Here is a 22,219-nt window from a genome sequence, read left to right on the forward strand (position 1 = left end):
ACAGTTTTACTTGGAGTAAATAATGAAACTGCCAATTTATTTAGACTATTCAGCGACTTGCCCGGTAGATGAACGCATTGCTGAAAAAATGGTCCAGTATATGACTATGGATGGTACCTTCGGCAACCCTGCGTCTCGCTCGCACCGCTATGGTTGGCAAGCTGAAGAAGCTGTTGATACTGCTCGTGAACAGATTGCTGATCTTCTGAATGCGGATCCTCGCGAAATCGTATTTACATCTGGTGCGACAGAATCAGATAACCTTGCTATCAAGGGTGCTGCTCGTTTCTACTCAAAGAAAGGCAAGCACATCATCACCTGTAAGACTGAACACAAAGCGGTATTAGACCCATGTCGTCAGCTTGAGCGAGAAGGCTTTGAGGTGACTTATTTAGAGCCTGAAGCAAATGGCATTATTGACCTTAATAAGCTTCAAGAAGCGATGCGTGAAGATACCGTTTTGGTTTCTATCATGCACGTAAACAATGAAATTGGTGTGATTCAAGATATCACTTCAATTGGCGAACTATGTCGCGAGCGCAAGATCGTATTCCATGTAGATGCTGCTCAATCAGCTGGCAAGCTACCGATTGATGTGCAAGAGACTAAAGTTGACTTGTTGTCACTATCAGCACACAAGGTATACGGCCCTAAAGGCATCGGCGCATTGTACGTTCGTCGTAAACCTCGTATCCGTCTAGAAGCACAAATGCATGGTGGTGGTCATGAGCGCGGTTTCCGCTCTGGCACGCTTCCAACTCACCAAATCGTAGGTATGGGTGAAGCGTTCCGTGTAGCTAAATTGGATATGGAAAAAGATTACCAACATGCTCTGAATCTGCGTAATCGCCTATTTAACGCGGTTAAAGATCTGGAAGCAGTAACCGTTAATGGTGACTTTGAGCAGCGTGTACCGCACAACTTGAACGTAAGCTTTGCGTTTGTTGAGGGCGAGTCTCTGCTTATGTCGCTGAAAGATTTGGCTGTTTCATCCGGTTCTGCATGTACATCAGCAAGCCTTGAACCTTCGTATGTACTACGTGCATTAGGTCTAAATGATGAACTAGCACACAGCTCAGTACGTTTCTCTTTCGGTCGCTACACGACAGAAGAAGAAATCGACTATGCAGCAGAGCAAATTCGCACTGCGGTAACAAAATTACGCGACATGTCTCCACTTTGGGATATGTACAAGGAAGGTATTGATCTGGACACCGTAGAGTGGGCACATCACTAATTCCAAGGAAGTAGAGGATTAGAGGACTATATTATGGCTTACAGTGAAAAAGTAATTGACCACTACGAGAACCCACGCAACGTTGGTTCTTTCGATAAAGAAGATCCAAGCGTAGGTAGCGGAATGGTAGGTGCACCAGCTTGTGGCGACGTAATGAAGCTGCAAATTAAGGTGACACCTGAGGGCATCATCGAAGATGCTAAATTTAAAACGTACGGTTGTGGTAGTGCTATCGCATCAAGCTCGCTAGTTACAGAGTGGGTTAAGGGTAAAACCGTTGATGAAGCCGCTTCAATCAAAAACTCTGAAATTGCTGAAGAGCTAGAGTTGCCACCGGTTAAGGTGCATTGCTCTATCCTAGCGGAAGATGCGATTAAAGCAGCTGTTTCAGATTATAAGAAAAAACATCAAGAGTAATAATTAGAGGGGAGGCTTCCCCTCACCGGCAATAAAGGTTGTAGTATGGCCATCACAATGACAGAAACCGCGGCAGACCGCGTTAGAGCATTCCTAGACAGTCGAGGCAAAGGCGTCGGTTTAAGACTGGGTGTTAAAACAACGGGCTGTTCAGGTATGGCGTATGTGCTTGAATTCGTAGATGACGTAAATGAAGAAGACAGCATCTTCGAGCACAAAGGCGTTAAAGTGGTGATCGATGCCAAGAGCCTTGTTTATCTTGATGGTACCGAGCTAGATTACGTTAAAGAAGGCCTTAACGAAGGGTTTGAATTCAACAACCCGAACGCTAAGAGTGAGTGCGGTTGCGGCGAAAGCTTCAACGTTTAACGGGCGAGTTAAGGCTAGGGTTCATCAAAAGGGTGAGCCCTCTCTCTTTAGATATCGAGAGTCTCATTATGAACCACTTTGAACTATTCGGGCTACCAACACAATTTAATGTGGATGGTAGCCTTCTTTCTTCTCAATTCAGAGAATTACAGCGTCGTTTTCATCCCGACAAATTTGCCACTGCCTCTGAGCGCGATCGACTAATGGCCGTTCAAAAAGCGGCAACCATCAATGATGCATATCAAACCTTAAAGAATCCTATCGCTCGCGCCGAATATATGTTGGCCGAGAATGAGCACGATATCCGTTCAGAGCAGCAAACGTTGCAAGATCCTTTGTTTTTAATGCAGCAGATGGAACTTCGCGAAGAGCTTGAGGAAATTGGTGAGAGCACAGACGCAGATGATTTATTGTTTGATTTTGAATCTAAAGTCGCCAAAATGCACAAGCAACAACTGCAACAAGTCGAGCAACAGATCAATGATCAATGTTGGGCTGATGCGGCAGATAGCGTAAGAAAATTGAAATTTATTGCCAAGTTATTAGTAGAAATTGAACGACTAGAAGATAAGTTACTTAACTAGTCGTATATACAATAGGAATGTCATGCCATTACTACAGATAGCAGAACCAGGCCAAAGTTCTGCACCTCATGAACATAAGCTTGCAGCAGGTATTGACCTAGGTACCACGAACTCACTGGTTGCCTCAGTGCGCAGTGGGCAAGCGAGCCCACTCCTTGATGCAGAAGGCCGCGCTATCTTACCATCAGCGGTGCACTACAAATCAGATGGCTTCAATGTGGGGTATTCTGCCTTGGATGCGGCAGAGAGCGATCCTCAAAACACCGTTATCTCAGTGAAGCGACTTCTTGGTCGTTCGGTTGAAGATATCAAACAGCGTTATCCAAAATTGCCGTATGCACTGTCAAATAGCGACAATGGCTTACCTATTTTACAAACCACGCTTGGCAATAAGAACCCGATAGAAGTATCTGCAGATATTCTAAGAGCGCTAGGTCAGCGTGCGGAATCTACACTAGGTGGAGAACTCACTGGTGTGGTTATTACGGTGCCAGCATACTTTGACGATGCACAGCGTGCGGGCACAAAAGATGCGGCTAAGCTTGCTGGGTTGAATGTACTTCGTTTGCTTAATGAGCCAACCGCCGCAGCTATCGCTTACGGTCTAGATTCGGGTCAAGAAGGCGTTATTGCAGTTTATGATCTAGGTGGCGGTACTTTTGATATCTCGATCTTGCGCCTGTCTAAAGGTGTATTTGAAGTGCTATCAACGGGTGGGGACTCGGCGCTAGGCGGTGATGACTTTGACCATCTTCTTGCTGAGCACATTCAAAAAGAAATGGGCCTAGATTCTTTAACCGATGAACAGAACCGTATCTTGCTTAATGCTGCTGCAAAGACCAAGATTGCCCTATCTGATAACGAGACAACTCAGGTTTCTGTATTAGATTGGCAGGGCGAAATATCTCGAGAAACTTTTGACGATCTTATTCGCTCCTTGGTGAAGAAGACTCTGATGTCTTGTCGCCGCGCGTTGAAAGATGCACAGGTTGGTAGCGATGAGGTACTTGAGGTTGTTATGGTAGGTGGTTCTACACGTACACCTTTGGTTCGCTCTATGGTTGGCGATTTCTTTGATAAAGAGCCGTTAACTAGCATCAACCCTGATGAGGTTGTAGCGTTAGGCGCTGCGATTCAAGCGGATATCCTTGCGGGTAATAAGCCTGATTCAGATATGCTTTTATTGGACGTTATCCCTCTGTCTCTTGGTATTGAAACAATGGGTGGACTGGTTGAGAAGATCATTCCTCGTAACACCACAATTCCAGTAGCAAGAGCACAAGAATTCACTACCTTTAAAGACGGTCAAACCGCCATGACTGTGCACACTGTACAAGGTGAGCGCGAGATGGTTGATGACTGTCGCTCGCTAGCCAAGTTTGCACTGAAGGGGATACCTCCAATGGCAGCAGGTGCGGCGCACATTCGTGTAACCTATCAGGTAGATGCTGATGGCTTGCTTTCTGTGACCGCGATGGAAAAGAGCACCGGTGTACAAGCTGAGATTCAGGTTAAGCCTTCATACGGCCTAAGTGACAATGAAGTTGCGAATATGCTGAAAGACTCAATGACCTTTGCAAAAGAAGATATGCAAGCAAGGGCGCTAGCAGAGCAACGCGTGGAAGCCGATCGTGTTATCGAAGGATTAATTGCCGCGTTGCAAGCAGACGGAGATGAACTGCTCAGCGAGCAAGAGCGTGCTGTGCTACTTCAAGTCATTGAAGACCTCATTGCTTTGCGCAATGGCGATGATGCTGATGCTATCGAAGACGGAATTAAGCAGACGGATAAAGCGAGCCAAGACTTTGCTTCCCGTCGTATGGATAAATCGATTCGTCAGGCTTTGTCTGGCCAATCAGTAGATGATATATAGAGATAAGCAGTTATGCCTAAGATTGTAGTTTTACCCCATGATGATCTTTGCCCAGAAGGGGCTGTATTAGAAGCCAACACGGGTGAAACCGTACTTGATGTGGCTCTAAAGAACGGCATCGGCATTGAACATGCGTGTGAGAAGTCGTGTGCTTGTACTACCTGCCACGTCATTGTACGCGAAGGCTTCGACTCTATAGAAGAGAGCGAAGAGCTTGAAGATGATATGTTAGATAAGGCATGGGGCCTAGAGCCAGAGTCTCGTCTAGGTTGCCAAGCAGTAGTTGCAGATGAAGATCTTGTGGTTGAGATCCCGCGTTATACCCTGAACCACGCATCAGAAGATCATTAATCAATTTAGCTAACAAGGAGGTTTGCATGAAATGGATAGACACTAGAGATATCGCCATTGAGTTAGTGGAAAAGTTTCCAGAGGTAGATCCTCAGACAGTACGTTTTACTGACTTGCATCAATGGATATTAGAGTTGGAAGGTTTTGATGATGATCCGAAGCACTCTAATGAGAAAATCTTAGAAGCCGTTATCCTATGTTGGATGGACGAAGCGGATTAACGGTCCACTTAACATAAATTTAATAAAAATCGGGCCTTAGAGCCCGATTTTTATGTTTTTGACACTTAGCCTAGGCATAATAGGCTCATAAAATCAGTTGAAAGCTACAAGAAAGACCTTGTTAGGAAAGGGATATCTTACTTTCCATTAATAACTGAGTTTCCTCTGTCGGAGAAACTAGGATTCCTGTATCTTGAGAACATAAAAGTAACAAACATAATAAGACAAGTAGAGGGCAAGGAGAGGTCATGTCTACAGCAATGCAAGTATCACTATCTACAGATAAAGCAGCACCTCAATGGGGCGAAAACGCCATTATTTCTCACACAGAGCAAGGTTGTTCTGTGCACATTGGCCAAGGCCATGATTACGGCGCTATTCAAAAAGCCGGTCGTAAGCTAGACGCACAAGGTATCAAGAACGTTGCTCTCGTTGGCGAGAGTTGGGATCTAGAAGGCATTTGGTCTTTTGCTCAAGGCTACCGTAATCCAAAACGCGACAATGCACTGGAATGGCAACCACTAGCTGAAGCTGATGAAAAAGAGCTTCAAGACCGCATTAAGGTGGCTAACTGGACTCGCGATATCATCAATAAGAGTGCAGAAGAAGTCGCGCCACGCCAGTTGGCAACAATGGCTGGTGAGCTCATCAAATCAGTTGCACCAGGTTTGGTGAAGTACCGTATCGTAAAAGACAAAGACCTTTTAACTGAAGGTTGGGAAGGCATCTATGCGGTTGGCCGTGGTTCGGCACGAACCTCAGCGATGCTGCAACTAGACTTCAACCCAACGGGCGATCCTGATGCGCCTGTGATGGCATGTCTCGTAGGCAAGGGGATTACCTTTGACTCAGGCGGTTATAGCATTAAACCCTCTCAGGGTATGACCGCTATGAAAGCGGACATGGGCGGCGCAGCGACCATCACTGGTGGCTTAGCGTTAGCGATTCTTCGTGGTTTGAACAAGCGCGTTAAACTGATCCTATGTTGTGCAGAAAACATGATTTCTGGCCGAGCAGTGAAACTGGGCGATGTCATTACTTATAAAAATGGTAAGACAGTAGAAATCATGAACACTGACGCTGAAGGGCGTTTGGTACTGGCTGATGGCCTTATCTATGCCAGCGAGCAAAACCCAGAAGTGATCATTGACTGCGCGACCTTAACCGGTGCGGCTAAAAATGCACTGGGTAATGACTTCCACGCTCTGTTTAGCTTTGATTCTGCATTCTCTGAGCAAGCACTTGCATGTGCGGCAGAAGAAAAAGAAGGTCTATGGCCATTACCTCTAGCAGATTTCCACCGTGGTATGTTGCCGTCGAACTTTGCTGATCTATCTAACATCAGTAGTGGTGACTTCTCTCCAGGTGCATCTACAGCAGCCGGTTTCCTATCTTACTTTGTAAGCGACTACAAAACGGGTTGGCTACACATTGACTGTGCTGGCGCCTACCGTAAGTCAGCGACGGATAAGTGGGCTGCTGGTGGTACAGGTATGGGTGTACGCACACTGGCAAACCTACTGAACAATCAATAATAAAAATTGAGGCCCTATGGGGCCTTTTTTACCCTAAGAGAAAAATCGTTTTAACAGTCGTTTTAACAGCTGTGTTGACGACCCAAGAGCTATAAGGAAATTAAATGGCCATTGAAAGAACATTTTCTATCGTGAAGCCTGATGCGGTAAAACGTAACCTAATTGGCGCTATCTATCAGCGTATGGAGCAAGCAGGCTTACGCATCGTAGCGGCAAAAATGCTGCATCTTACAGAAGAGCAAGCAAGTGGCTTTTATGCAGAGCATGAAGGCAAAGAATTTTTTCCTGAACTGAAAAAGTTCATGACCTCTGGTCCTATCATGGTTCAAGTGCTGGAAGGAGAGGATGCTATCTGTCGCTACCGCGAGTTGATGGGTAAGACTAATCCAGAACAAGCTGCCTGTGGCACTATCCGCGCTGATTATGCCTTGAGCATGCGCCATAACTCTGTACACGGCTCAGATAGCCCAGCGTCAGCGGCACGAGAAATAGAGTTCTTCTTCCCAGCTTCAGAGATTCATCCTCGAAGCTAATAGCTAGCAATTAAGAGCTAAAAAAGACTTAAGCGAGAGCTTAGGTCTTTTTTTAGATTGACCTAAATCACATATTTCTTGTTGCTGTTGCACAAACCCTGTACAATCTGCGCCCCTAGATTTGTTGTTCGTCGTTGAGAGGCACCATGACTAAAGCAAAAGTAAATCTGCTTGATTTTGATCGCCAAGGCCTACGTCAGTACTTTGCTGATGAGCTGGGTGAAAAAGCATTCCGCGCAGATCAGATAATGAAGTGGATATACCACTTTGGTTGTGATGACTTTGAAAAAATGACCAACCTAAACAAGAAGCTGCGTGAAAAATTGCAGCGTCTTACTGAGATTCGTTCACCTTACGTGTCTGAAGCTCAGCACTCTAGCGATGGCACCATTAAATGGGCTATGCGCGTTGGCGATCAAGACGTTGAAACGGTATATATTCCTGATGGTGACAGAGCTACATTATGTGTTTCTTCACAGGTAGGGTGTGCGCTGGCATGTAAATTCTGTTCAACAGCGCAGCAAGGCTTTAACCGTAACCTTCGTGTATCCGAAATTGTCGGTCAGATTTGGCGTGCAGCTCGAGAAATCGGTCTGGAAAAAGAGACGGGTCGTCGCCCAATTACCAATGTGGTAATGATGGGTATGGGTGAGCCTCTACTTAACATGAAGAATCTAATGCCGTCTCTAAACATCATGCTAGATGATTTAGGTTTTGGCTTGTCTAAACGTCGAGTTACTGTGTCCACTTCTGGTGTAGTCTCGGGTCTTGACCAAATGACAGGCAACATTGACGTGGCATTGGCGATTTCATTGCATGCGCCTACAGATGAGCTGCGCAGCGAAATCATGCCAATCAACGACCGTTGGGACATCCAAGATTTCTTGGCATCTGTTCGTCGTTACATTGCATCTTCGAATGCAAACCGTGGCAAGGTGACAGTAGAGTACATTCTTCTAGACCATGTGAATGACGATATGGACCATGCGAGACAGCTCGCAGAATTGCTTAAAGACACGCCAGCGAAGATCAATTTAATACCTTTTAACCCGTATCCTGGTTCACCCTATAAGAAACCGAGTAATTCACGTATTGACCGTTTCCAAAAAACGCTAATGCAATACGACTACACGGTAACGGTGCGCAAGACTCGTGGTGACGATATTGATGCAGCTTGTGGTCAATTGGTTGGTGACGTGATCGACCGAACTAAGCGTACCCAGAAGAACACTGGGGAAGCCATTCCAGTTAAATCACTTTAACGGATAGTAAACTCGTTGACTAATTTGACTAAGGTTCCCCGGTATAACTATCGGGGAACCTTATGTTTAAAGGATTGGTCACACTTTTTTTACTCTGTCTTTTAGTCGGTTGTGTTACAGTTGATAGTGAGGCTGGAAACGCGCAATTCAACCCTTTCAAAGCAGCGGATGCCAGAATAGAGCTCGGTATAAATTACTTAGCACTTGGGCATAATGTCAGAGCAAAGCAAAATCTTGAGCTGGCACACCGTTATGCGCCTAATTATGTACGCGCTTCCTCCGCAATAGCCTATTATTACCAGCAGGTAGCAGAGCCTGAACTTGCTGATATTTGGTATAAAAAAGCATTAGCTGCATCACCAACAAGCGGCGACGTGTTGAATGACTATGGCGTGTTCTTATGTCGACGACAAGAATATACCTTGGCTCAAAGACAGTTTGAGCGTGCGATTCAACAGTCCGACTACGACTATGTCTCCGCAAGTTATGAAAATGCAGGTCTGTGTGCCGCAATGCAAGGTAATCTGCGATTAGCTGAGACCTATTTTCTTAAGTCTTTAGAGCATGAGCCATTTCGCTTCCGAAGCAGTATTGAACTGGTAAAGTTATCTGTTCACTTCGGCGCCTTTAGCGAAGCTCAGCAACGATTGCAACATATTCACACGAGGTTTGGATCAAGGGTAGAGACGCAACAGTTACAAGATGAATTGGACCGCAATCATCCGTAACTCCAGAGTGGCGAATTCCCATCCAGGCTTCCTTAAAGATTGAAGTACTATAAAGAATGAGCAAAGAATCAAACCATACAGATACACAACACCTTGACTCCACAGAGGGTCATGCAACATCACCTATGGTGGGTGACATCCTAAGAGCAAAACGTGAGTCTTTAGGTATTGGCCAAAAAGAGATCGCGGATCGCCTGCGTCTTAGAGTCGCTATAATACAAAGTATTGATAGTAATGACTTCCAATTAGGCCAAGTGCACACCTTTACTCGCGGATATATCCGTTCCTACGCTCGTGCCGTTGGCGCGGATGAAAAAGTGTTGTTAGAACTGTTTGATAGCTCAGAGTTTGCTAAGCCTACTGAAGAGAAAATGCAAAGTTTCTCGCAACAAACTAAGAAAACCAAACACGATAACAACATCATGAAACTCACTTGGGGCATCTTCGCTATCATAGTGGGTATTTCTGCAGTTTGGTGGTGGCAGAGTGAGCAAAACTCAGACACTGTAGTCAGCGAACCGATGGAAGTGAATGAATCCTTAGTAGAAGAAAACTATGACCCTGCATTGGATGCACAGTTACTTGCTGAGCCACAGTCTCCAAATAGAGACGAGTTGGCTGTAGCGGATAATGAAGCCGCATTAGATGATGCAGAGCTAGGCTTAGAATCTTCAGCTGTTACTGACGTTGAAGGGACAGTAGAAGCGGATGCTCCACAGCCTGTGCAACTGCCAGAAATAGAGGAAGCTCCAGCGCCAAGCATTGCGATGAGTTTCAAGGCAGACTGCTGGATTCAGGTTCAAGATGTGAATGGTAAAACCTTGTGGACTGGCGTGAAAACTGCAGGTCAACAACTTGAGTTAGAAGGACAAGGGCCATTCAAATTTGTTCTTGGTGCACCTGAGGCGGTTTCACTCTCAATTTCGGGTGAACCTGTCGACCTTTCTAGGTATACTGCGGGCAAAGTAGCACGTTTCACTGCAGAGTAACTATGCATCACGAATCTCCAATTAAGCGTCGTTCTTCGACGCGCATCTATGTAGGTGACGTAGCCATTGGCGACGGCGCGCCTATTGCCGTTCAGTCAATGACGAACACCCGCACTACTGATGTAGAAGCCACGGTCGCACAAATTCGCTCCCTTGAAAAAGTCGGAGCAGACTTGGTACGCGTTTCTGTACCAACGATGGATGCGGCTGAAGCGTTCAAAGCGATTAAACAGCAAGTTAACGTTCCTTTGATTGCTGATATTCATTTCGACTACCGAATTGCGTTAAAAGTCGCAGAGTACGGTGTTGATTGCTTGCGCATTAACCCTGGCAATATTGGTAATGAAAGCCGTATTCGCTCTGTGGTTGATTGTGCTCGTGATATGAATATTCCAATTCGTATTGGCGTTAATGGCGGTTCACTTGAGAAAGAGATCCAAGAAAAGTATGGCGAACCAACGGCTGCAGCCTTGGTAGAATCGGCTATGCGTCATGTGGATATTCTAGACCGCCTCAACTTTGATCAATTCAAGGTAAGTGTTAAAGCGTCAGATGTATTTTTAGCGGTGGACTCTTATCGACTGCTAGCAACAAAGATCGATCAACCATTGCACTTAGGCATCACCGAAGCAGGTGGCGCTAGAGCGGGTTCTGTAAAGTCGGCTGTAGGTCTCGGAATGTTATTGTCTGAGGGCATTGGTGACACGCTACGCGTTTCTCTGGCTGCCGATCCAGTTGAAGAGGTGAAGGTCGGATTCGACATCCTCAAATCACTTCGCATTCGTTCTCGAGGCATAAACTTTATCGCTTGCCCAACCTGTTCACGTCAAGAGTTTGATGTAATCAATACGGTTAATGAGCTAGAGCAGCGTCTAGAAGACATTATCACACCAATGGATGTATCCATCATTGGTTGTGTCGTAAATGGTCCTGGTGAAGCTGAAGTCTCACATTTGGGTCTTGCTGGTGGTAACAGAAAGAGTGCTTACTACCTAGATGGCAAGCGTCAAAAAGAGCGCTTCGATAATGACAAGATCATCGATCAGCTAGAGGCTAAGATTCGTTCAAAAGCGAGTCAGCTTGATCCAGCTAATCGCATCGACGTTAACGATATTCAAGAATAAATGCTCAGGGCGCAGGCCCTGACAATACACGGTATTTAATTGTGGCAAAAACAATCCAAGCAATCCGAGGCATGAATGACTGCCTTCCAACTCAATCTCCTTTGTGGCAGAAACTTGAGTCAACCGTTCAGCGTGTAGTCAGTGCTTACGGCTACAACGAAGTGCGTATGCCAATCGTAGAGATGACCAACCTATTTAGTCGCGCTATCGGTGAAGTGACTGATGTCGTTGAAAAAGAAATGTATACCTTTGAAGATCGTAATGGCGACAGTCTAACACTTCGTCCGGAAGGTACTGCAGGTTGTGTACGCGCAGGAATCGAAAATGGTCTGCTGTACAACCAAGAGCAACGTTTATGGTACATGGGGCCAATGTTCCGTCATGAGCGTCCTCAGAAAGGTCGCTACCGTCAATTCCATCAGTGTGGTGTTGAGGTATTTGGTATTGAAGGCCCAGATGTAGATGCCGAGCTAATCATGATGACCGCACGCTTGTGGCGTGAGCTAGGTATTGATAAGCATGTTCGCCTAGAACTGAACTCTATTGGTTCGTTGGAAGCTCGTGCAAACTATCGTACTGCACTTGTGGCGTACCTTGAGCAGCATATCGACATTTTGGATGATGACTGTAAGCGTCGTATGCACACTAACCCACTGCGTGTACTCGACACTAAAAACCCTGATGTTCAGGCTATTTTGGGTGATGCACCACGCCTTTCTGACTATCTAGATGCGGAGTCTAAACAACACTTTGCGGGTTTGTGTGAACTTCTTGATGCTGCTGGAATCGAATATCAAGTTAATGAACGTCTAGTTCGTGGCTTGGACTACTACAATCGCACTGTCTTTGAGTGGATTACTGAAAGCTTAGGCTCACAAGGTACTGTTTGTGGTGGTGGCCGTTACGATGGTCTTGTTGAACAACTAGGTGGCAAGCCAACCAAAGCAGTAGGCTTTGCTATGGGTCTAGAGCGTTTGGTTCTAATGCTAGAAACACTAGAACTCAATGAGGTTCGTCGCTCTGTAGACGCGTATGTAGTCACAGCAGGCGAAGGGACTTTGATGGCGGGAATGAAGCTGGCGGAAAGTCTACGTGAGCAAATGCCTGAGCTTCGTGTAATGAACCACTTTGGTGGTGGTAATTTCAAGAAACAATTCAAGCGTGCTGACAAAGTCGGCGCAGCGGTAGCCCTAGTTCTGGGTGAGAATGAAGTATCAGAAAACAACGTTGTGGTTAAGGATCTTATCGGCGGCGAGCAAATCACTATCGCGCAAGCAGATCTTGTGAACAAACTAAAAGAATTAATTTAAGAGGATCGGTCGTGGAATTGTACGATAGCGAAGAACAACAAGTTGAAGCCATCAAGGATTGGTGGAAAGAGAACGGTAAAGCAGTCATCTTGGGTGCTGTGATTGGTCTTGGTGGCCTATTTGGCTGGCGTTACTACCAAGACTCAGTGGTTTCTGGCCAAGAAGCAGCATCAGATGCTTATGGCAAAACCATTCAAGCACTACAAGCTCAAGGACTAGATGCTACAGAGCAAGTGCAAACCTTTATCAATGATAACGCTGATCGCGAGTACGCAGTGCTTGCTGCTCTGCAGTTGTCACAAGCTCAGGTTGCTGAAGCGCAATACAAAGAAGCGTTGGCACAACTAGAGTGGGCGAAAGCCAATACTAAAGATGATGCGATTGCCCCTGTTATTACACTACGCGTGGCACGTGTTAAAGCGGAAACGGGTGACATCGACGGCGCAATTGCAGACCTTTCTGCAATGCAAGTTGCTGGTTGGGAAGGTCGTGTTGCTGAGCTAAAGGGCGATCTACTACTGCGCAATGGCGATAGCGAAGGCGCTTTAACAGCTTACTCTGAAGCACAACAAGCGGCAGATGCGAGCCAGTCGATCCAGTTCAAACTTGATGACCTAGCGAAATAGGACGGCATTGCATGCTAACTAACAAGTGGCTTCGTCGAACCCTTATTGCAGTTGTTGCGACTGCAATTGTCGGCTGTGCTAGTGAAGAAGACACTATTATCATGGCTCCTTTGCCAGTAGTAGAAAGTCAATTTACACCGGATGTTGAATGGTCAACTTCTGTAGGTAATGGTGTAGGGCAGTATTTCTCAAAGCTGACCCCTACTTATGCCTACAACAAAGTGTTTGTTGCCAGCCGTGATGGCAAGGTAATGGCACTGGATCCTGAGTCTGGCGATAAGATTTGGACTGCAGATCTTGAAAAAGACGTACCTGCTCGTCTATCTGGCGGAATCAACGCTTCATACGGACAACTGTTCATCGGTACTGAGAATGGTGAGATGATCTCGCTAGACGCTGAAACTGGTGAAGAAAAGTGGCGTGTGGAAGTGGACGGTGAGGTGCTATCTGTACCTGAAACTGATGCCAATTTAGTGCTTGTTCATACAACTCGTGGCGCTCTTGTCGCCCTAGAGGAAGAAACAGGTAACGAAATGTGGACAGTCAGCACTGAAGTGCCAAACTTAACATTGCGTGGAACAAGTTCTCCTGTTGCCGTTTCTGGTGGTGTTTTTTGGGGTACTGCCAACGGTCGTTTAGCTGCTGCTATCGTAGAGCGTGGTCAAATGATTTGGCAGCAACCGGTAGGAACGCCAAAGGGCGCGACAGAGATTGATCGCCTAGTTGACTCTGATGCTAAGCCACTGATTGTCGCTGGAATGTTGTACACCATTGGTATCAATGGTCAGCTTGTTGCAATCGATCTTCGTTCTGGCTCTCCTGCTTGGAAGCGTAATTACTCTTCTGCGCAAGATATGGCGACAGACGGCCGTAATATTTATTTGGTCACAGATAAAGACTATGTGGTTGCGGTTGATGCGCGAAGTGGTACAGAGCTTTGGCAAAACCGCGAGCTTGAATATCGCTTACTAACAGCACCAGCAATTATAGATCGTAAGATTGTACTGGGTGATAGCGAAGGCTACCTGCATTGGTTGGATCGCAATACAGGTGAGTTTATCTCTCAGCAGTTAGAGCATGATAGTGGTTTTGCTGTCGCTCCTATTGAGGTTGACGATGGCTTTGTTATCACGACACGTAATGGTAGCGTCAAGAAGCTGAAGATCAATTAGATCTCCCGACGTTCAAATAACGTGATATAATTCACAATTGGCTCTTGACTGGAAACAGTTAAGAGCCGTTTTTGTTATTAATTTTAGTGTAGTTATAGGTAAGCAGGGAAAAGATAGCCGTCTTACCTATAACTACATAACGCTTTTTATTTTGAGGTCATTATGGTTCCAGTTGTTGCGCTTGTTGGGCGTCCTAACGTAGGAAAATCCACACTATTCAACCGCTTAACTCGTACTAGAGATGCACTGGTGGCAGACTTTCCTGGTCTGACGCGCGATAGAAAATACGGCCGAGCTAAGCTTGGTGAGCATGAGTTTATCGTTATCGATACCGGCGGTATTGATGGTACTGAAGAAGGCGTGGAAACCAAAATGGCCGAGCAGTCGCTAGCAGCGATTGATGAAGCTGATGTTGTACTGTTCATGGTTGATGGCCGTGCTGGCTTAACTGCATCTGATGAGGCGATTGCTCAACATTTACGTCGTATTGAGAAGCCAGCTATGCTGGTGGTCAACAAAGTTGATGGTATTGATGCTGATGCGGCAAGTGCTGAATTTTGGCAGTTAGGCGTCGATGACATGTATCAAATTGCAGCCGCTCACGGCCGTGGTGTGAGTGCCTTGATCGACCGTGCTTTGAATCCTTTCGCTGAAGCTCTACTGAAAGAGCATGGTGAAATTGAAGATCTCACTGGCTTCGAAGACGAAGAAGAAGAGAAGCTTGAGTACACCGAAGAAGAAGCGGAACAAGAATTCAAACGTCTGCAAGACCAACCTATTAAACTGGCGATCATTGGTCGACCTAACGTAGGTAAATCGACACTGACTAACCGCATTTTGGGTGAAGAACGTGTGGTAGTGTATGACATGCCTGGCACAACGCGCGACTCTATCTACATTCCAATGCAGAGAGACGAACGTGAGTACGTATTGATCGATACTGCTGGTGTACGTCGTCGTAGACGTATTAATGAAACCGTAGAAAAGTTCTCTGTGGTGAAAACCCTGAAAGCAGTTGAAGATGCTAACGTTGTACTGCTAGTGATCGATGCTCGTGAGAATATCTCAGATCAAGATCTGAGCCTATTAGGCTTTGCATTGAATGCGGGGCGTTCTATTGTGATCGCCGTAAATAAGTGGGACGGACTGGATACAGACGTTAAAGAGCACGTAAAGAAAGAGCTGGATCGTCGTTTAGGTTTCGTTGACTTTGCACGTATTCACTTTATCTCTGCTTTACACGGCACTGGTGTGGGTAACCTTTTTGAATCAGTACAAGAAGCTTACAAGTCGGCTACGACTCGTGTGGGTACGTCTGTTCTGACTCGTATCATGAAGATGGCAACAGATGATCACCAACCACCAATGGTGCGTGGTCGCCGCGTTAAGCTTAAGTACGCGCACGCTGGTGGTTATAACCCACCAATCGTGGTTATACATGGTAACCAGGTTAATGAGCTTCCTGCTTCCTACAAGCGTTACCTAATGAACTACTACCGTCGTTCGTTGGAGATCATGGGTACCCCAATTCGTATCCAGTTCCAGAGCAGCGAAAACCCATTTGAGGGTAAGACGAGTAAGATGACTATCTCACAAGAACGTAAGAAAAAACGTCTTTCTGAGATGCTTAGAGGCCGTAGCAAGAAATAATCAGCCACGTATTTAATAGAACCGCTTCAGACACTGAAGCGGTTTTTTTATGCCTGTAATCTGTGTGTTTTTGAATTTCTCTAGTTAGATGATCTTTTTATTATTCTCTAATATCTGACATGAAACTTACTTTTATGGTCATATATCCTGCAGTAAATCCATAAACAGCATATGTAACTTATGCTTTCGGTGTGTGGTTATATAAATGTTCTTTTTTAGGTAGATCGCTGATCATGACCAATAAAGTAGAAGATCAAACAAAGATCACATAAACGCTGTCATGAGATGCTTTTGATAAAAGGGACTGATAATAGAAACGCCTGCCTATCTCATGATAGATTAGCATCAGTTAATATTTGAGAGTTGAGAGGTTCTCTATGTCACAGAATATCTGCCCAGAGTGTAGTAAAGAATTGGATTGGGATGGTCAATATTATTGCGCTGATTGCCAGTCACACTATAAGAAACACGCCTTTTGCCCTGATTGCGATGCACAGCTAGAAAAGCTACAAGCTTGCGGTGCTGAAAGCTATTTTTGTAACGCAAGTTGTAATGAGCTCAAGTCTAAGTCTCGAGCTCGATTTGAGTTTAAGAAAGTCGATTAATCTTGAGCTATTGATCTTGAGAAGGTGTGATGGATTGTACACTAGAGGTAACTTCGCCATCAGCAAATCGAGTTACCAAGGTATCACCTGACTTCAATTGCTGAGATTGAGTGACAACTTTACCTTGTTTAGTCGAAATCGAATAACCCCTGCGCATCGTTGCTAGCGGACTTACGGCATCAAGCTTTTCGGTAAGCAATTCAAATTGATGCCTTTCTTGTCGCACTTGGGCTTCAATGGCTTTATTTAGCCTTTGTTCTAAATGGCTTAGGGTTTGTTGCTTTTTGGCTATCTTATTGGCTGGAGCATGCATCTCTAGCTGCATGTGCAAACGAGAGAGACGTTGCTTTGCCGTATTTAACAGAGCAAGCATGGCTCGTTTTAACTGAGCCTCTTTTTCATCTAATTGCTGGCTTTGCTTTTGCAGTTGATGCTTTGGATGAAGCTTTTCAAGTCTGTGTTGCTGAATCAAGACTTGTTGCTGTTGTTGGCTAATGTAACGATTCATGGCATTCATTAGCTGCTTTTGCTTCGCTAGAATACCTTGCAGTTTAAAGCTTTGATCCCGGCTTACTAATTCTGCTGCAGCTGATGGCGTCGCAGCACGCAGGTCTGCCACGAAATCGGCAATAGTGACATCGACTTCATGCCCTACCGCACTAATAATAGGAATCTGGCTAGATGCAATAGTCCTTGCCACAATTTCATTATTGAAACACCAAAGATCTTCTAGTGAACCGCCACCTCGTCCAACAATCAACACATCACATTCGTTGCGCTCGTTGGCAAGCCCAATTGCCTGAGCAATGCTAATAGCGGCCGCATCACCTTGCACCATAGTAGGGTAGATGATGACAGGTAGGCTAGGGTCACGTCGTTTAAGCACCTGTAGAATGTCATGCAGCGCGGCCCCCGTTGCGGAGGTGATCACACCAATGTGTTTTGGGTGCTCTGGTATTGCTAGCTTACTGGATTGCGCAAACAAGCCTTCCACTGCCAGCTGCATTTTTAACTGTTCAAACTGTTGCTGTAGTCGCCCGTCGCCTTCTGGTTGCATTGATTCAATGATCAACTGGTAGTCACCACGAGGTTCGTATAGAGAAAGCCTCGCTTTGACCAGCACTTGTTTACCGTTTTCTGGACGGAAGGTAACTCGGCGGTTATTACCTCTGAACACCGCACACTTTACTTGCGCGCGTGAATCTTTGAGTGTGAGGTACCAATGACCGGATACGGGAGCAGAGAAATTTGAGATTTCGCCAATTAACCAAACCACACCCATTTCGTTCTCAAGGAGCAAGCGGACTTCGGCATTAAGGCGTGAAACAGTAAAGATGTTGCTAGATTGCGGGGAAGGCAAAATGACGCTCGTCAGACGTGAGTATGGAGGATAGCGCCAATATAATACACAGCAAGGGTCAAAGCGCAAATTTAATTCCAAAAAATGTGTGGCCAAACGATTGCGCTCTGCGTATAATCCGTCCGCAATATCAATCCAACTCAGTTTACAAAACCTTGTAAATCGTTGGGTCCTTACTTTAAACATCTATGTTGTGAGATATTGCAAATGTTACGTATTGCCAAAGAAGCGCTGACCTTCGACGACGTCCTACTGGTTCCAGCACACTCCACCGTTCTCCCAAATACAGCGGATCTTCGCACCCGCTTGACGAAGAATATCAACCTTAATATCCCAATGATTTCTGCATCTATGGATACAGTTACAGAAGCTCGCTTGGCTATCGCATTAGCTCAAGAAGGCGGTATTGGTTTTATTCACAAGAACATGTCTATCGAGCAGCAAGCTGAGATGGTTCGTCAGGTTAAGATCTTCGAAGCTGGTATCGTTTCTGATCCAGTAACGGTTCGCCCTGAGCAAACTATCGAAGAAGTGCTAAAGCTAACTGAAAAGCATGGCTTTGCTGGTTTCCCTGTTGTTGCTGATAATCAAGAGCTAGTCGGTATCATTACTGGCCGTGATATTCGTTTCGTTACGGATATGAGCAAAACGGTTTCAGCAGTAATGACGCCAAAACAAGATCTAGCCGCTGTTAAAGAAGGTGCATCTCCTGAAGAAGTTCAAGAGAAAATGCACGAAGCTCGCGTTGAAAAAGTTCTTGTAGTGAATGACGATTTCAAACTGCGTGGCATGATCACAGCAAAAGATTTCCATAAAGCTGAGCGTAAGCCTAATGCATGTAAAGACGAGCGTGGTCGTCTACGTGTTGGTGCTGCGGTTGGTGCTGGCGCTGGTAACGAAGAGCGCGTTGCTGCTCTTGTTGAAGCTGGCGTTGATGTTTTACTTATTGACTCTTCACACGGTCACTCTGAAGGCGTACTAAGCCGTATCCGTGAAACTCGCGCAGCACACCCTGATCTTGAGATCATTGGTGGTAACGTTGCAACAGGTGCGGGTGCTCGTGCTCTTATTGAAGCAGGCGTAAGCGCGGTTAAAGTAGGCATCGGCCCAGGCTCTATCTGTACTACTCGTATCGTTACAGGTGTTGGTGTTCCTCAAATTACGGCTATTGCCGATGCAGCAGAAGTTGCCGCTGAATTTGATATCCCTGTTATTGCTGATGGTGGTATCCGTTTCTCTGGTGATATCTGTAAAGCTATCGTAGCGGGCGCATCATGTGTGATGGTTGGCTCTATGTTTGCGGGTACTGAAGAAGCACCGGGTGAAGTTATTCTTTACCAAGGTCGTTCTTACAAGTCATACCGCGGCATGGGTTCTCTTGGCGCTATGTCTCAAGGTTCTTCTGACCGTTACTTCCAAACAGATAATGCTGCAGACAAGCTTGTTCCTGAAGGCATTGAAGGTCGTATCGCTTATAAAGGTCGCCTAAAAGAGATCGTTCATCAGCAAATGGGTGGTCTACGTTCAAGCATGGGCCTAACAGGTTCTGCAACGATTGAAGACATGCGTACGAAAGCTGAGTTTGTTCGTATCTCTGGTGCTGGTCTAAATGAATCTCACGTTCATGATGTTCAGATTACTAAGGAAGCGCCTAATTATCGTCTAGGCTAATATTTTCGTTGCTGATTGCTTCGAACTTGTCGTCGAAGTAATCAGCTTACAAATACCACCCTAGAAGCTCTTTTGATGAAAGAGACATTTATTTAAAGTTTTGGAGGCTATTTGCCTCCATCCATCTAATACTATTGAGATTTCTAAATGACTAAGAATATCCATGACCAGCGTATTTTGATCCTTGATTTCGGTTCTCAGTACACTCAACTTGTTGCACGTCGCGTTCGTGAAATTGGTGTTTACTGTGAGCTTTGGAGCTGGGATGTAGAAGAATCGGATATCCGTGAATTCAACCCAGACGGCATCATCCTTTCTGGTGGTCCAGAAAGTGTGACAGAAGAAAATTCTCCGCGTGCTCCACAATACGTTTTTGACTCAGGTGTTCCAGTTCTAGGTGTATGTTACGGCATGCAGACTATGGCTGAGCAGTTAGGCGGTAAAGTTGCTGGTTCTAATGAGCGTGAGTTTGGTTACGCTCAAGTAGAAGTGGTAGAAAAGTCATCTCTATTCAACAACATCGAAGATGCAATCGCTGAAGATGGCAATGCACTTCTTGATGTGTGGATGAGCCACGGCGATAAAGTTGTCGAAATCCCATCTGACTTCACCAAGATCGCTGAAACAGATACGTGCCCGTATGCTGCTATGGCGAACGAAGAGAAGAAATACTACGGTGTTCAGTTCCACCCAGAAGTAACGCACACTCGCCAAGGCGCACGTATGCTAGAAAACTTCGTTATCAACATCTGTGGTTGTGAAAAGCTTTGGACATCTCAATCTATCATCGACGACGCTATTGCTCGTATTAAAGAGCAAGTTGGCGACGACGAAGTGATCCTTGGCCTATCTGGTGGTGTTGATTCATCGGTTGTGGCTATGTTGGTTCACCGTGCAATTGGTGACAAGCTGACTTGTGTATTCGTAGACAACGGTTTGCTACGTCTTAATGAAGGCGAGCAAGTGATGGAAATGTTTGGTGACCACTTCGGGCTAAACATTATCAAGGTAGAAGCGGAAGAACGCTTCCTAAATGCTCTTGAAGGCAAGTCTGATCCAGAAGATAAGCGTAAGACCATCGGTCACGTGTTTGTTGATGTATTCGATGAAGAGTCTAAGAAGCTTGAGAATGCAAAATGGCTAGCGCAAGGTACTATCTACCCTGACGTTATTGAGTCTGCTGCTTCTAAGACAGGTAAAGCACACGTCATCAAATCGCACCACAATGTGGGCGGTCTACCTGATGACATGGAAATGGGTTTGGTTGAACCACTACGTGAACTATTTAAAGATGAAGTACGCAAGATTGGCCTAGAGCTTGGTCTTCCTTACAACATGCTTTATCGTCACCCGTTCCCAGGACCAGGTCTAGGTGTTCGTGTTCTTGGTGAAGTCAAGAAAGAGTACTGTGACTTGCTACGCCGTGCTGATGCTATCTTTATTGAAGAACTGCACAATGCTGATCTTTACCATAAAGTCTCTCAAGCGTTCACGGTATTCTTGCCAGTTCGCTCTGTTGGCGTAATGGGCGATGGTCGTAAATACGATTGGGTTGTTTCTCTGCGTGCAGTTGAAACTATCGACTTTATGACTGCGCATTGGGCACACTTGCCATACGACTTCCTAGGTAAGGTTTCAAACCGCATTATCAACGAAATCGATGGTATTTCTCGCGTAGTTTACGATATCTCAGGTAAGCCACCTGCGACTATCGAGTGGGAATAATTCCTCGCTAGCATGATTTAGTGTTATTTGAGCCCGTAAGCCTAGCTTGCGGGCTTTTTTATGTGACTCAAAAATTAGGAAAAATTGCCCGAGGCGTGCGAAAATAGTCTTAATCAGAACAATTGATAGATAGAAGAATTACAGATGGCAAAACTGACCCTTCAAGAGCAAATGCTGAAAGCAGGCTTAGTAAACGAAAAGAAGCTAAAGAAAGCAAAGAAAGGCGCTAAGAAATCTCGCGTGCAAGCACGTGAAGCCAAAGCCGCAGCAGAAGAGAACCGAATCGCGCAGCAAGAGCGTGATAAGAAGATTAACCAAGAGCGTGAACAGCAGCGATTGGCTAAAGAGCTTAAGGCGCAAGTAAAACAGCTTATTGATATGAATCGTATAGATACCTCTAAGGGCGAAATAAAATACAACTTTACGGATGGAACATTAGTGAAGTCTGTGTATGTTGAAGAACTGTCTCGCACTCAACTTATCAAAGGTATTTTGAGTATTGCTCGTGATAGTGAGAGTTATGCAGTAATTCCGACTATCGTGGCAGAGAAAATTGCGACTCGAGTACCCGAGGCAATTGTTGAGACCAAGCAATCAGAGGAAGATACCCCTGATGAAGATGATCCTTATAAGGACTTTGTCGTACCCGATGACCTTATGTGGTAATCCGTAACCTCAGTTTGATAGGGCAGCATTGGCTGCCCTTTTTTGTGTCTGTTTAAAATATGTGCATTCAGGGTTGTCTGTAGTAAAACGATGAAAGAAACTGTGCCGATTGCAGGTCTTAGTGGAGGATAAATGTTACTTTAACGTTTGGATTCACAGCCTTTGTTATAGGATGCAACAAATATTTACGTTCAGCGGCGCTGGCGTATTA

Annotated in this window: 22 protein-coding genes; 21 read left to right on the forward strand and 1 reads right to left on the reverse strand. The window is 45.5% G+C overall.

The genetic code is table 11. The annotated features are described in order from the left end of the window. Positions 1-22: 22 nt before the first annotated feature. From OCU46_RS02700 to OCU46_RS02785, 18 genes are all read left to right on the forward strand, one after another. The gene (locus OCU46_RS02700; protein ID WP_141269677.1) at positions 23-1,237 is read left to right on the forward strand and encodes an IscS subfamily cysteine desulfurase; all 1,215 of its coding nucleotides are present in this window, start codon (positions 23-25) and stop codon (positions 1,235-1,237) included. 33 nt (positions 1,238-1,270) lie between these two features. Next, a complete protein-coding gene (iscU, locus tag OCU46_RS02705; RefSeq protein WP_017028351.1) occupies positions 1,271-1,654 on the forward strand; it encodes a Fe-S cluster assembly scaffold IscU in 384 nt (127 codons plus the stop codon). A 45-nt stretch (positions 1,655-1,699) separates the two neighbouring features. After that, positions 1,700-2,023, forward strand: coding sequence for an iron-sulfur cluster assembly protein IscA (gene iscA / locus OCU46_RS02710; RefSeq protein WP_017028350.1), 324 nt, complete (start codon positions 1,700-1,702; stop codon positions 2,021-2,023). Positions 2,024-2,091: 68 nt separating this feature from the next. Continuing rightward, positions 2,092-2,607, forward strand: coding sequence for a co-chaperone HscB (gene hscB / locus OCU46_RS02715; RefSeq protein ID WP_141269675.1), 516 nt, complete (start codon positions 2,092-2,094; stop codon positions 2,605-2,607). Positions 2,608-2,629: 22 nt separating this feature from the next. After that, positions 2,630-4,480, forward strand: a complete 1,851-nt coding sequence (hscA, locus tag OCU46_RS02720) for a Fe-S protein assembly chaperone HscA (RefSeq protein ID WP_141269674.1) — start codon at positions 2,630-2,632, stop codon at positions 4,478-4,480. A gap of 12 nt (positions 4,481-4,492) precedes the next feature. Then, positions 4,493-4,831: an ISC system 2Fe-2S type ferredoxin gene (gene fdx, locus OCU46_RS02725; RefSeq protein ID WP_141269672.1), complete on the forward strand. Its 339-nt coding sequence runs from the start codon at positions 4,493-4,495 to the stop codon at positions 4,829-4,831. A 26-nt stretch (positions 4,832-4,857) separates the two neighbouring features. Beyond that, complete coding sequence (iscX, locus tag OCU46_RS02730) at positions 4,858-5,052, forward strand: Fe-S cluster assembly protein IscX (RefSeq protein WP_141269670.1); 195 nt, start codon at positions 4,858-4,860, stop codon at positions 5,050-5,052. 248 nt (positions 5,053-5,300) lie between these two features. Then, positions 5,301-6,587: an aminopeptidase PepB gene (gene pepB, locus OCU46_RS02735; protein WP_141269668.1), complete on the forward strand. Its 1,287-nt coding sequence runs from the start codon at positions 5,301-5,303 to the stop codon at positions 6,585-6,587. Between the two features lie 104 nt (positions 6,588-6,691). Beyond that, complete coding sequence (ndk, locus tag OCU46_RS02740; protein WP_141269666.1) at positions 6,692-7,120, forward strand: nucleoside-diphosphate kinase; 429 nt, start codon at positions 6,692-6,694, stop codon at positions 7,118-7,120. Between the two features lie 146 nt (positions 7,121-7,266). Next, positions 7,267-8,382: a dual-specificity RNA methyltransferase RlmN gene (gene rlmN, locus OCU46_RS02745; protein WP_141269664.1), complete on the forward strand. Its 1,116-nt coding sequence runs from the start codon at positions 7,267-7,269 to the stop codon at positions 8,380-8,382. 62 nt (positions 8,383-8,444) lie between these two features. Next, positions 8,445-9,110, forward strand: coding sequence for a type IV pilus biogenesis/stability protein PilW (pilW, locus tag OCU46_RS02750; RefSeq protein WP_141269662.1), 666 nt, complete (start codon positions 8,445-8,447; stop codon positions 9,108-9,110). 56 nt (positions 9,111-9,166) lie between these two features. Continuing rightward, entirely contained in the window at positions 9,167-10,099 is a 933-nt protein-coding gene (locus OCU46_RS02755) for a RodZ domain-containing protein (protein WP_141269660.1), read from the forward strand. 2 nt (positions 10,100-10,101) lie between these two features. Continuing rightward, the gene (gene ispG / locus OCU46_RS02760) at positions 10,102-11,223 is read left to right on the forward strand and encodes a flavodoxin-dependent (E)-4-hydroxy-3-methylbut-2-enyl-diphosphate synthase (protein ID WP_141269658.1); all 1,122 of its coding nucleotides are present in this window, start codon (positions 10,102-10,104) and stop codon (positions 11,221-11,223) included. Positions 11,224-11,264: 41 nt separating this feature from the next. Next, complete coding sequence (hisS, locus tag OCU46_RS02765) at positions 11,265-12,533, forward strand: histidine--tRNA ligase (protein ID WP_141269656.1); 1,269 nt, start codon at positions 11,265-11,267, stop codon at positions 12,531-12,533. An 11-nt stretch (positions 12,534-12,544) separates the two neighbouring features. Further along, positions 12,545-13,159 carry a YfgM family protein gene (locus tag OCU46_RS02770; RefSeq protein WP_141269654.1) on the forward strand — a complete coding sequence of 205 codons (615 nt, stop codon included), beginning with the start codon at positions 12,545-12,547 and terminating at the stop codon, positions 13,157-13,159. 11 nt (positions 13,160-13,170) lie between these two features. Then, a complete protein-coding gene (gene bamB / locus OCU46_RS02775) occupies positions 13,171-14,331 on the forward strand; it encodes an outer membrane protein assembly factor BamB (protein WP_141269652.1) in 1,161 nt (386 codons plus the stop codon). Between the two features lie 162 nt (positions 14,332-14,493). After that, a complete protein-coding gene (der, locus tag OCU46_RS02780) occupies positions 14,494-15,981 on the forward strand; it encodes a ribosome biogenesis GTPase Der (RefSeq protein WP_141269650.1) in 1,488 nt (495 codons plus the stop codon). Positions 15,982-16,358: 377 nt separating this feature from the next. Next, positions 16,359-16,586: a zinc ribbon domain-containing protein gene (locus tag OCU46_RS02785; RefSeq protein ID WP_141269648.1), complete on the forward strand. Its 228-nt coding sequence runs from the start codon at positions 16,359-16,361 to the stop codon at positions 16,584-16,586. A 7-nt stretch (positions 16,587-16,593) separates the two neighbouring features. Here OCU46_RS02785 and xseA read toward each other — a convergent pair whose 3' ends face one another. Then, on the reverse strand, positions 16,594-18,132 hold the full coding sequence (gene xseA / locus OCU46_RS02790; RefSeq protein ID WP_420918551.1) for an exodeoxyribonuclease VII large subunit: 1,539 nt from the start codon (positions 18,130-18,132) through the stop codon (positions 16,594-16,596). A 21-nt stretch (positions 18,133-18,153) separates the two neighbouring features. Between xseA and guaB the strand changes: the two genes are divergently transcribed. The 3 genes from guaB (at position 18,154) to OCU46_RS02805 (ending at position 22,008) form a co-directional block, all read left to right on the forward strand. Beyond that, positions 18,154-19,617, forward strand: coding sequence for an IMP dehydrogenase (gene guaB / locus OCU46_RS02795; protein ID WP_141269647.1), 1,464 nt, complete (start codon positions 18,154-18,156; stop codon positions 19,615-19,617). Between the two features lie 147 nt (positions 19,618-19,764). Further along, positions 19,765-21,342 (forward strand): glutamine-hydrolyzing GMP synthase, encoded by a 1,578-nt coding sequence (gene guaA / locus OCU46_RS02800; protein ID WP_141269645.1) that lies wholly within the window; start codon positions 19,765-19,767, stop codon positions 21,340-21,342. A gap of 144 nt (positions 21,343-21,486) precedes the next feature. Beyond that, a complete protein-coding gene (locus OCU46_RS02805) occupies positions 21,487-22,008 on the forward strand; it encodes a DUF2058 domain-containing protein (RefSeq protein ID WP_141269643.1) in 522 nt (173 codons plus the stop codon). The last annotated feature ends 211 nt before the right edge of the window (positions 22,009-22,219 follow it).

Origin of the sequence: Vibrio comitans, from assembly GCA_024346835.1 — a bacterium.
Taxonomy (GTDB): domain Bacteria; phylum Pseudomonadota; class Gammaproteobacteria; order Enterobacterales; family Vibrionaceae; genus Vibrio; species Vibrio comitans.

Bases quoted from the DNA above. Each gene is read 5' to 3' on its own strand.
- OCU46_RS02700 (WP_141269677.1), top strand. From the start codon at position 23: ATGAAACTGCCAATTTATTTAGACTATTCAGCGACTTGCCCGGTAGAT.
- iscU (WP_017028351.1), top strand. From the start codon at position 1,271: ATGGCTTACAGTGAAAAAGTAATTGACCACTACGAGAACCCACGCAAC.
- iscA (WP_017028350.1), top strand. From the start codon at position 1,700: ATGGCCATCACAATGACAGAAACCGCGGCAGACCGCGTTAGAGCATTC.
- hscB (WP_141269675.1), top strand. From the start codon at position 2,092: ATGAACCACTTTGAACTATTCGGGCTACCAACACAATTTAATGTGGAT.
- hscA (WP_141269674.1), top strand. From the start codon at position 2,630: ATGCCATTACTACAGATAGCAGAACCAGGCCAAAGTTCTGCACCTCAT.
- fdx (WP_141269672.1), top strand. From the start codon at position 4,493: ATGCCTAAGATTGTAGTTTTACCCCATGATGATCTTTGCCCAGAAGGG.
- iscX (WP_141269670.1), top strand. From the start codon at position 4,858: ATGAAATGGATAGACACTAGAGATATCGCCATTGAGTTAGTGGAAAAG.
- pepB (WP_141269668.1), top strand. From the start codon at position 5,301: ATGTCTACAGCAATGCAAGTATCACTATCTACAGATAAAGCAGCACCT.
- ndk (WP_141269666.1), top strand. From the start codon at position 6,692: ATGGCCATTGAAAGAACATTTTCTATCGTGAAGCCTGATGCGGTAAAA.
- rlmN (WP_141269664.1), top strand. From the start codon at position 7,267: ATGACTAAAGCAAAAGTAAATCTGCTTGATTTTGATCGCCAAGGCCTA.
- pilW (WP_141269662.1), top strand. From the start codon at position 8,445: ATGTTTAAAGGATTGGTCACACTTTTTTTACTCTGTCTTTTAGTCGGT.
- OCU46_RS02755 (WP_141269660.1), top strand. From the start codon at position 9,167: ATGAGCAAAGAATCAAACCATACAGATACACAACACCTTGACTCCACA.
- ispG (WP_141269658.1), top strand. From the start codon at position 10,102: ATGCATCACGAATCTCCAATTAAGCGTCGTTCTTCGACGCGCATCTAT.
- bamB (WP_141269652.1), top strand. From the start codon at position 13,171: ATGCTAACTAACAAGTGGCTTCGTCGAACCCTTATTGCAGTTGTTGCG.
- der (WP_141269650.1), top strand. From the start codon at position 14,494: ATGGTTCCAGTTGTTGCGCTTGTTGGGCGTCCTAACGTAGGAAAATCC.
- OCU46_RS02785 (WP_141269648.1), top strand. From the start codon at position 16,359: ATGTCACAGAATATCTGCCCAGAGTGTAGTAAAGAATTGGATTGGGAT.
- xseA (WP_420918551.1), bottom strand. From the start codon at position 18,132: ATGTTTAAAGTAAGGACCCAACGATTTACAAGGTTTTGTAAACTGAGT.
- guaB (WP_141269647.1), top strand. From the start codon at position 18,154: ATGTTACGTATTGCCAAAGAAGCGCTGACCTTCGACGACGTCCTACTG.
- guaA (WP_141269645.1), top strand. From the start codon at position 19,765: ATGACTAAGAATATCCATGACCAGCGTATTTTGATCCTTGATTTCGGT.
- OCU46_RS02805 (WP_141269643.1), top strand. From the start codon at position 21,487: ATGGCAAAACTGACCCTTCAAGAGCAAATGCTGAAAGCAGGCTTAGTA.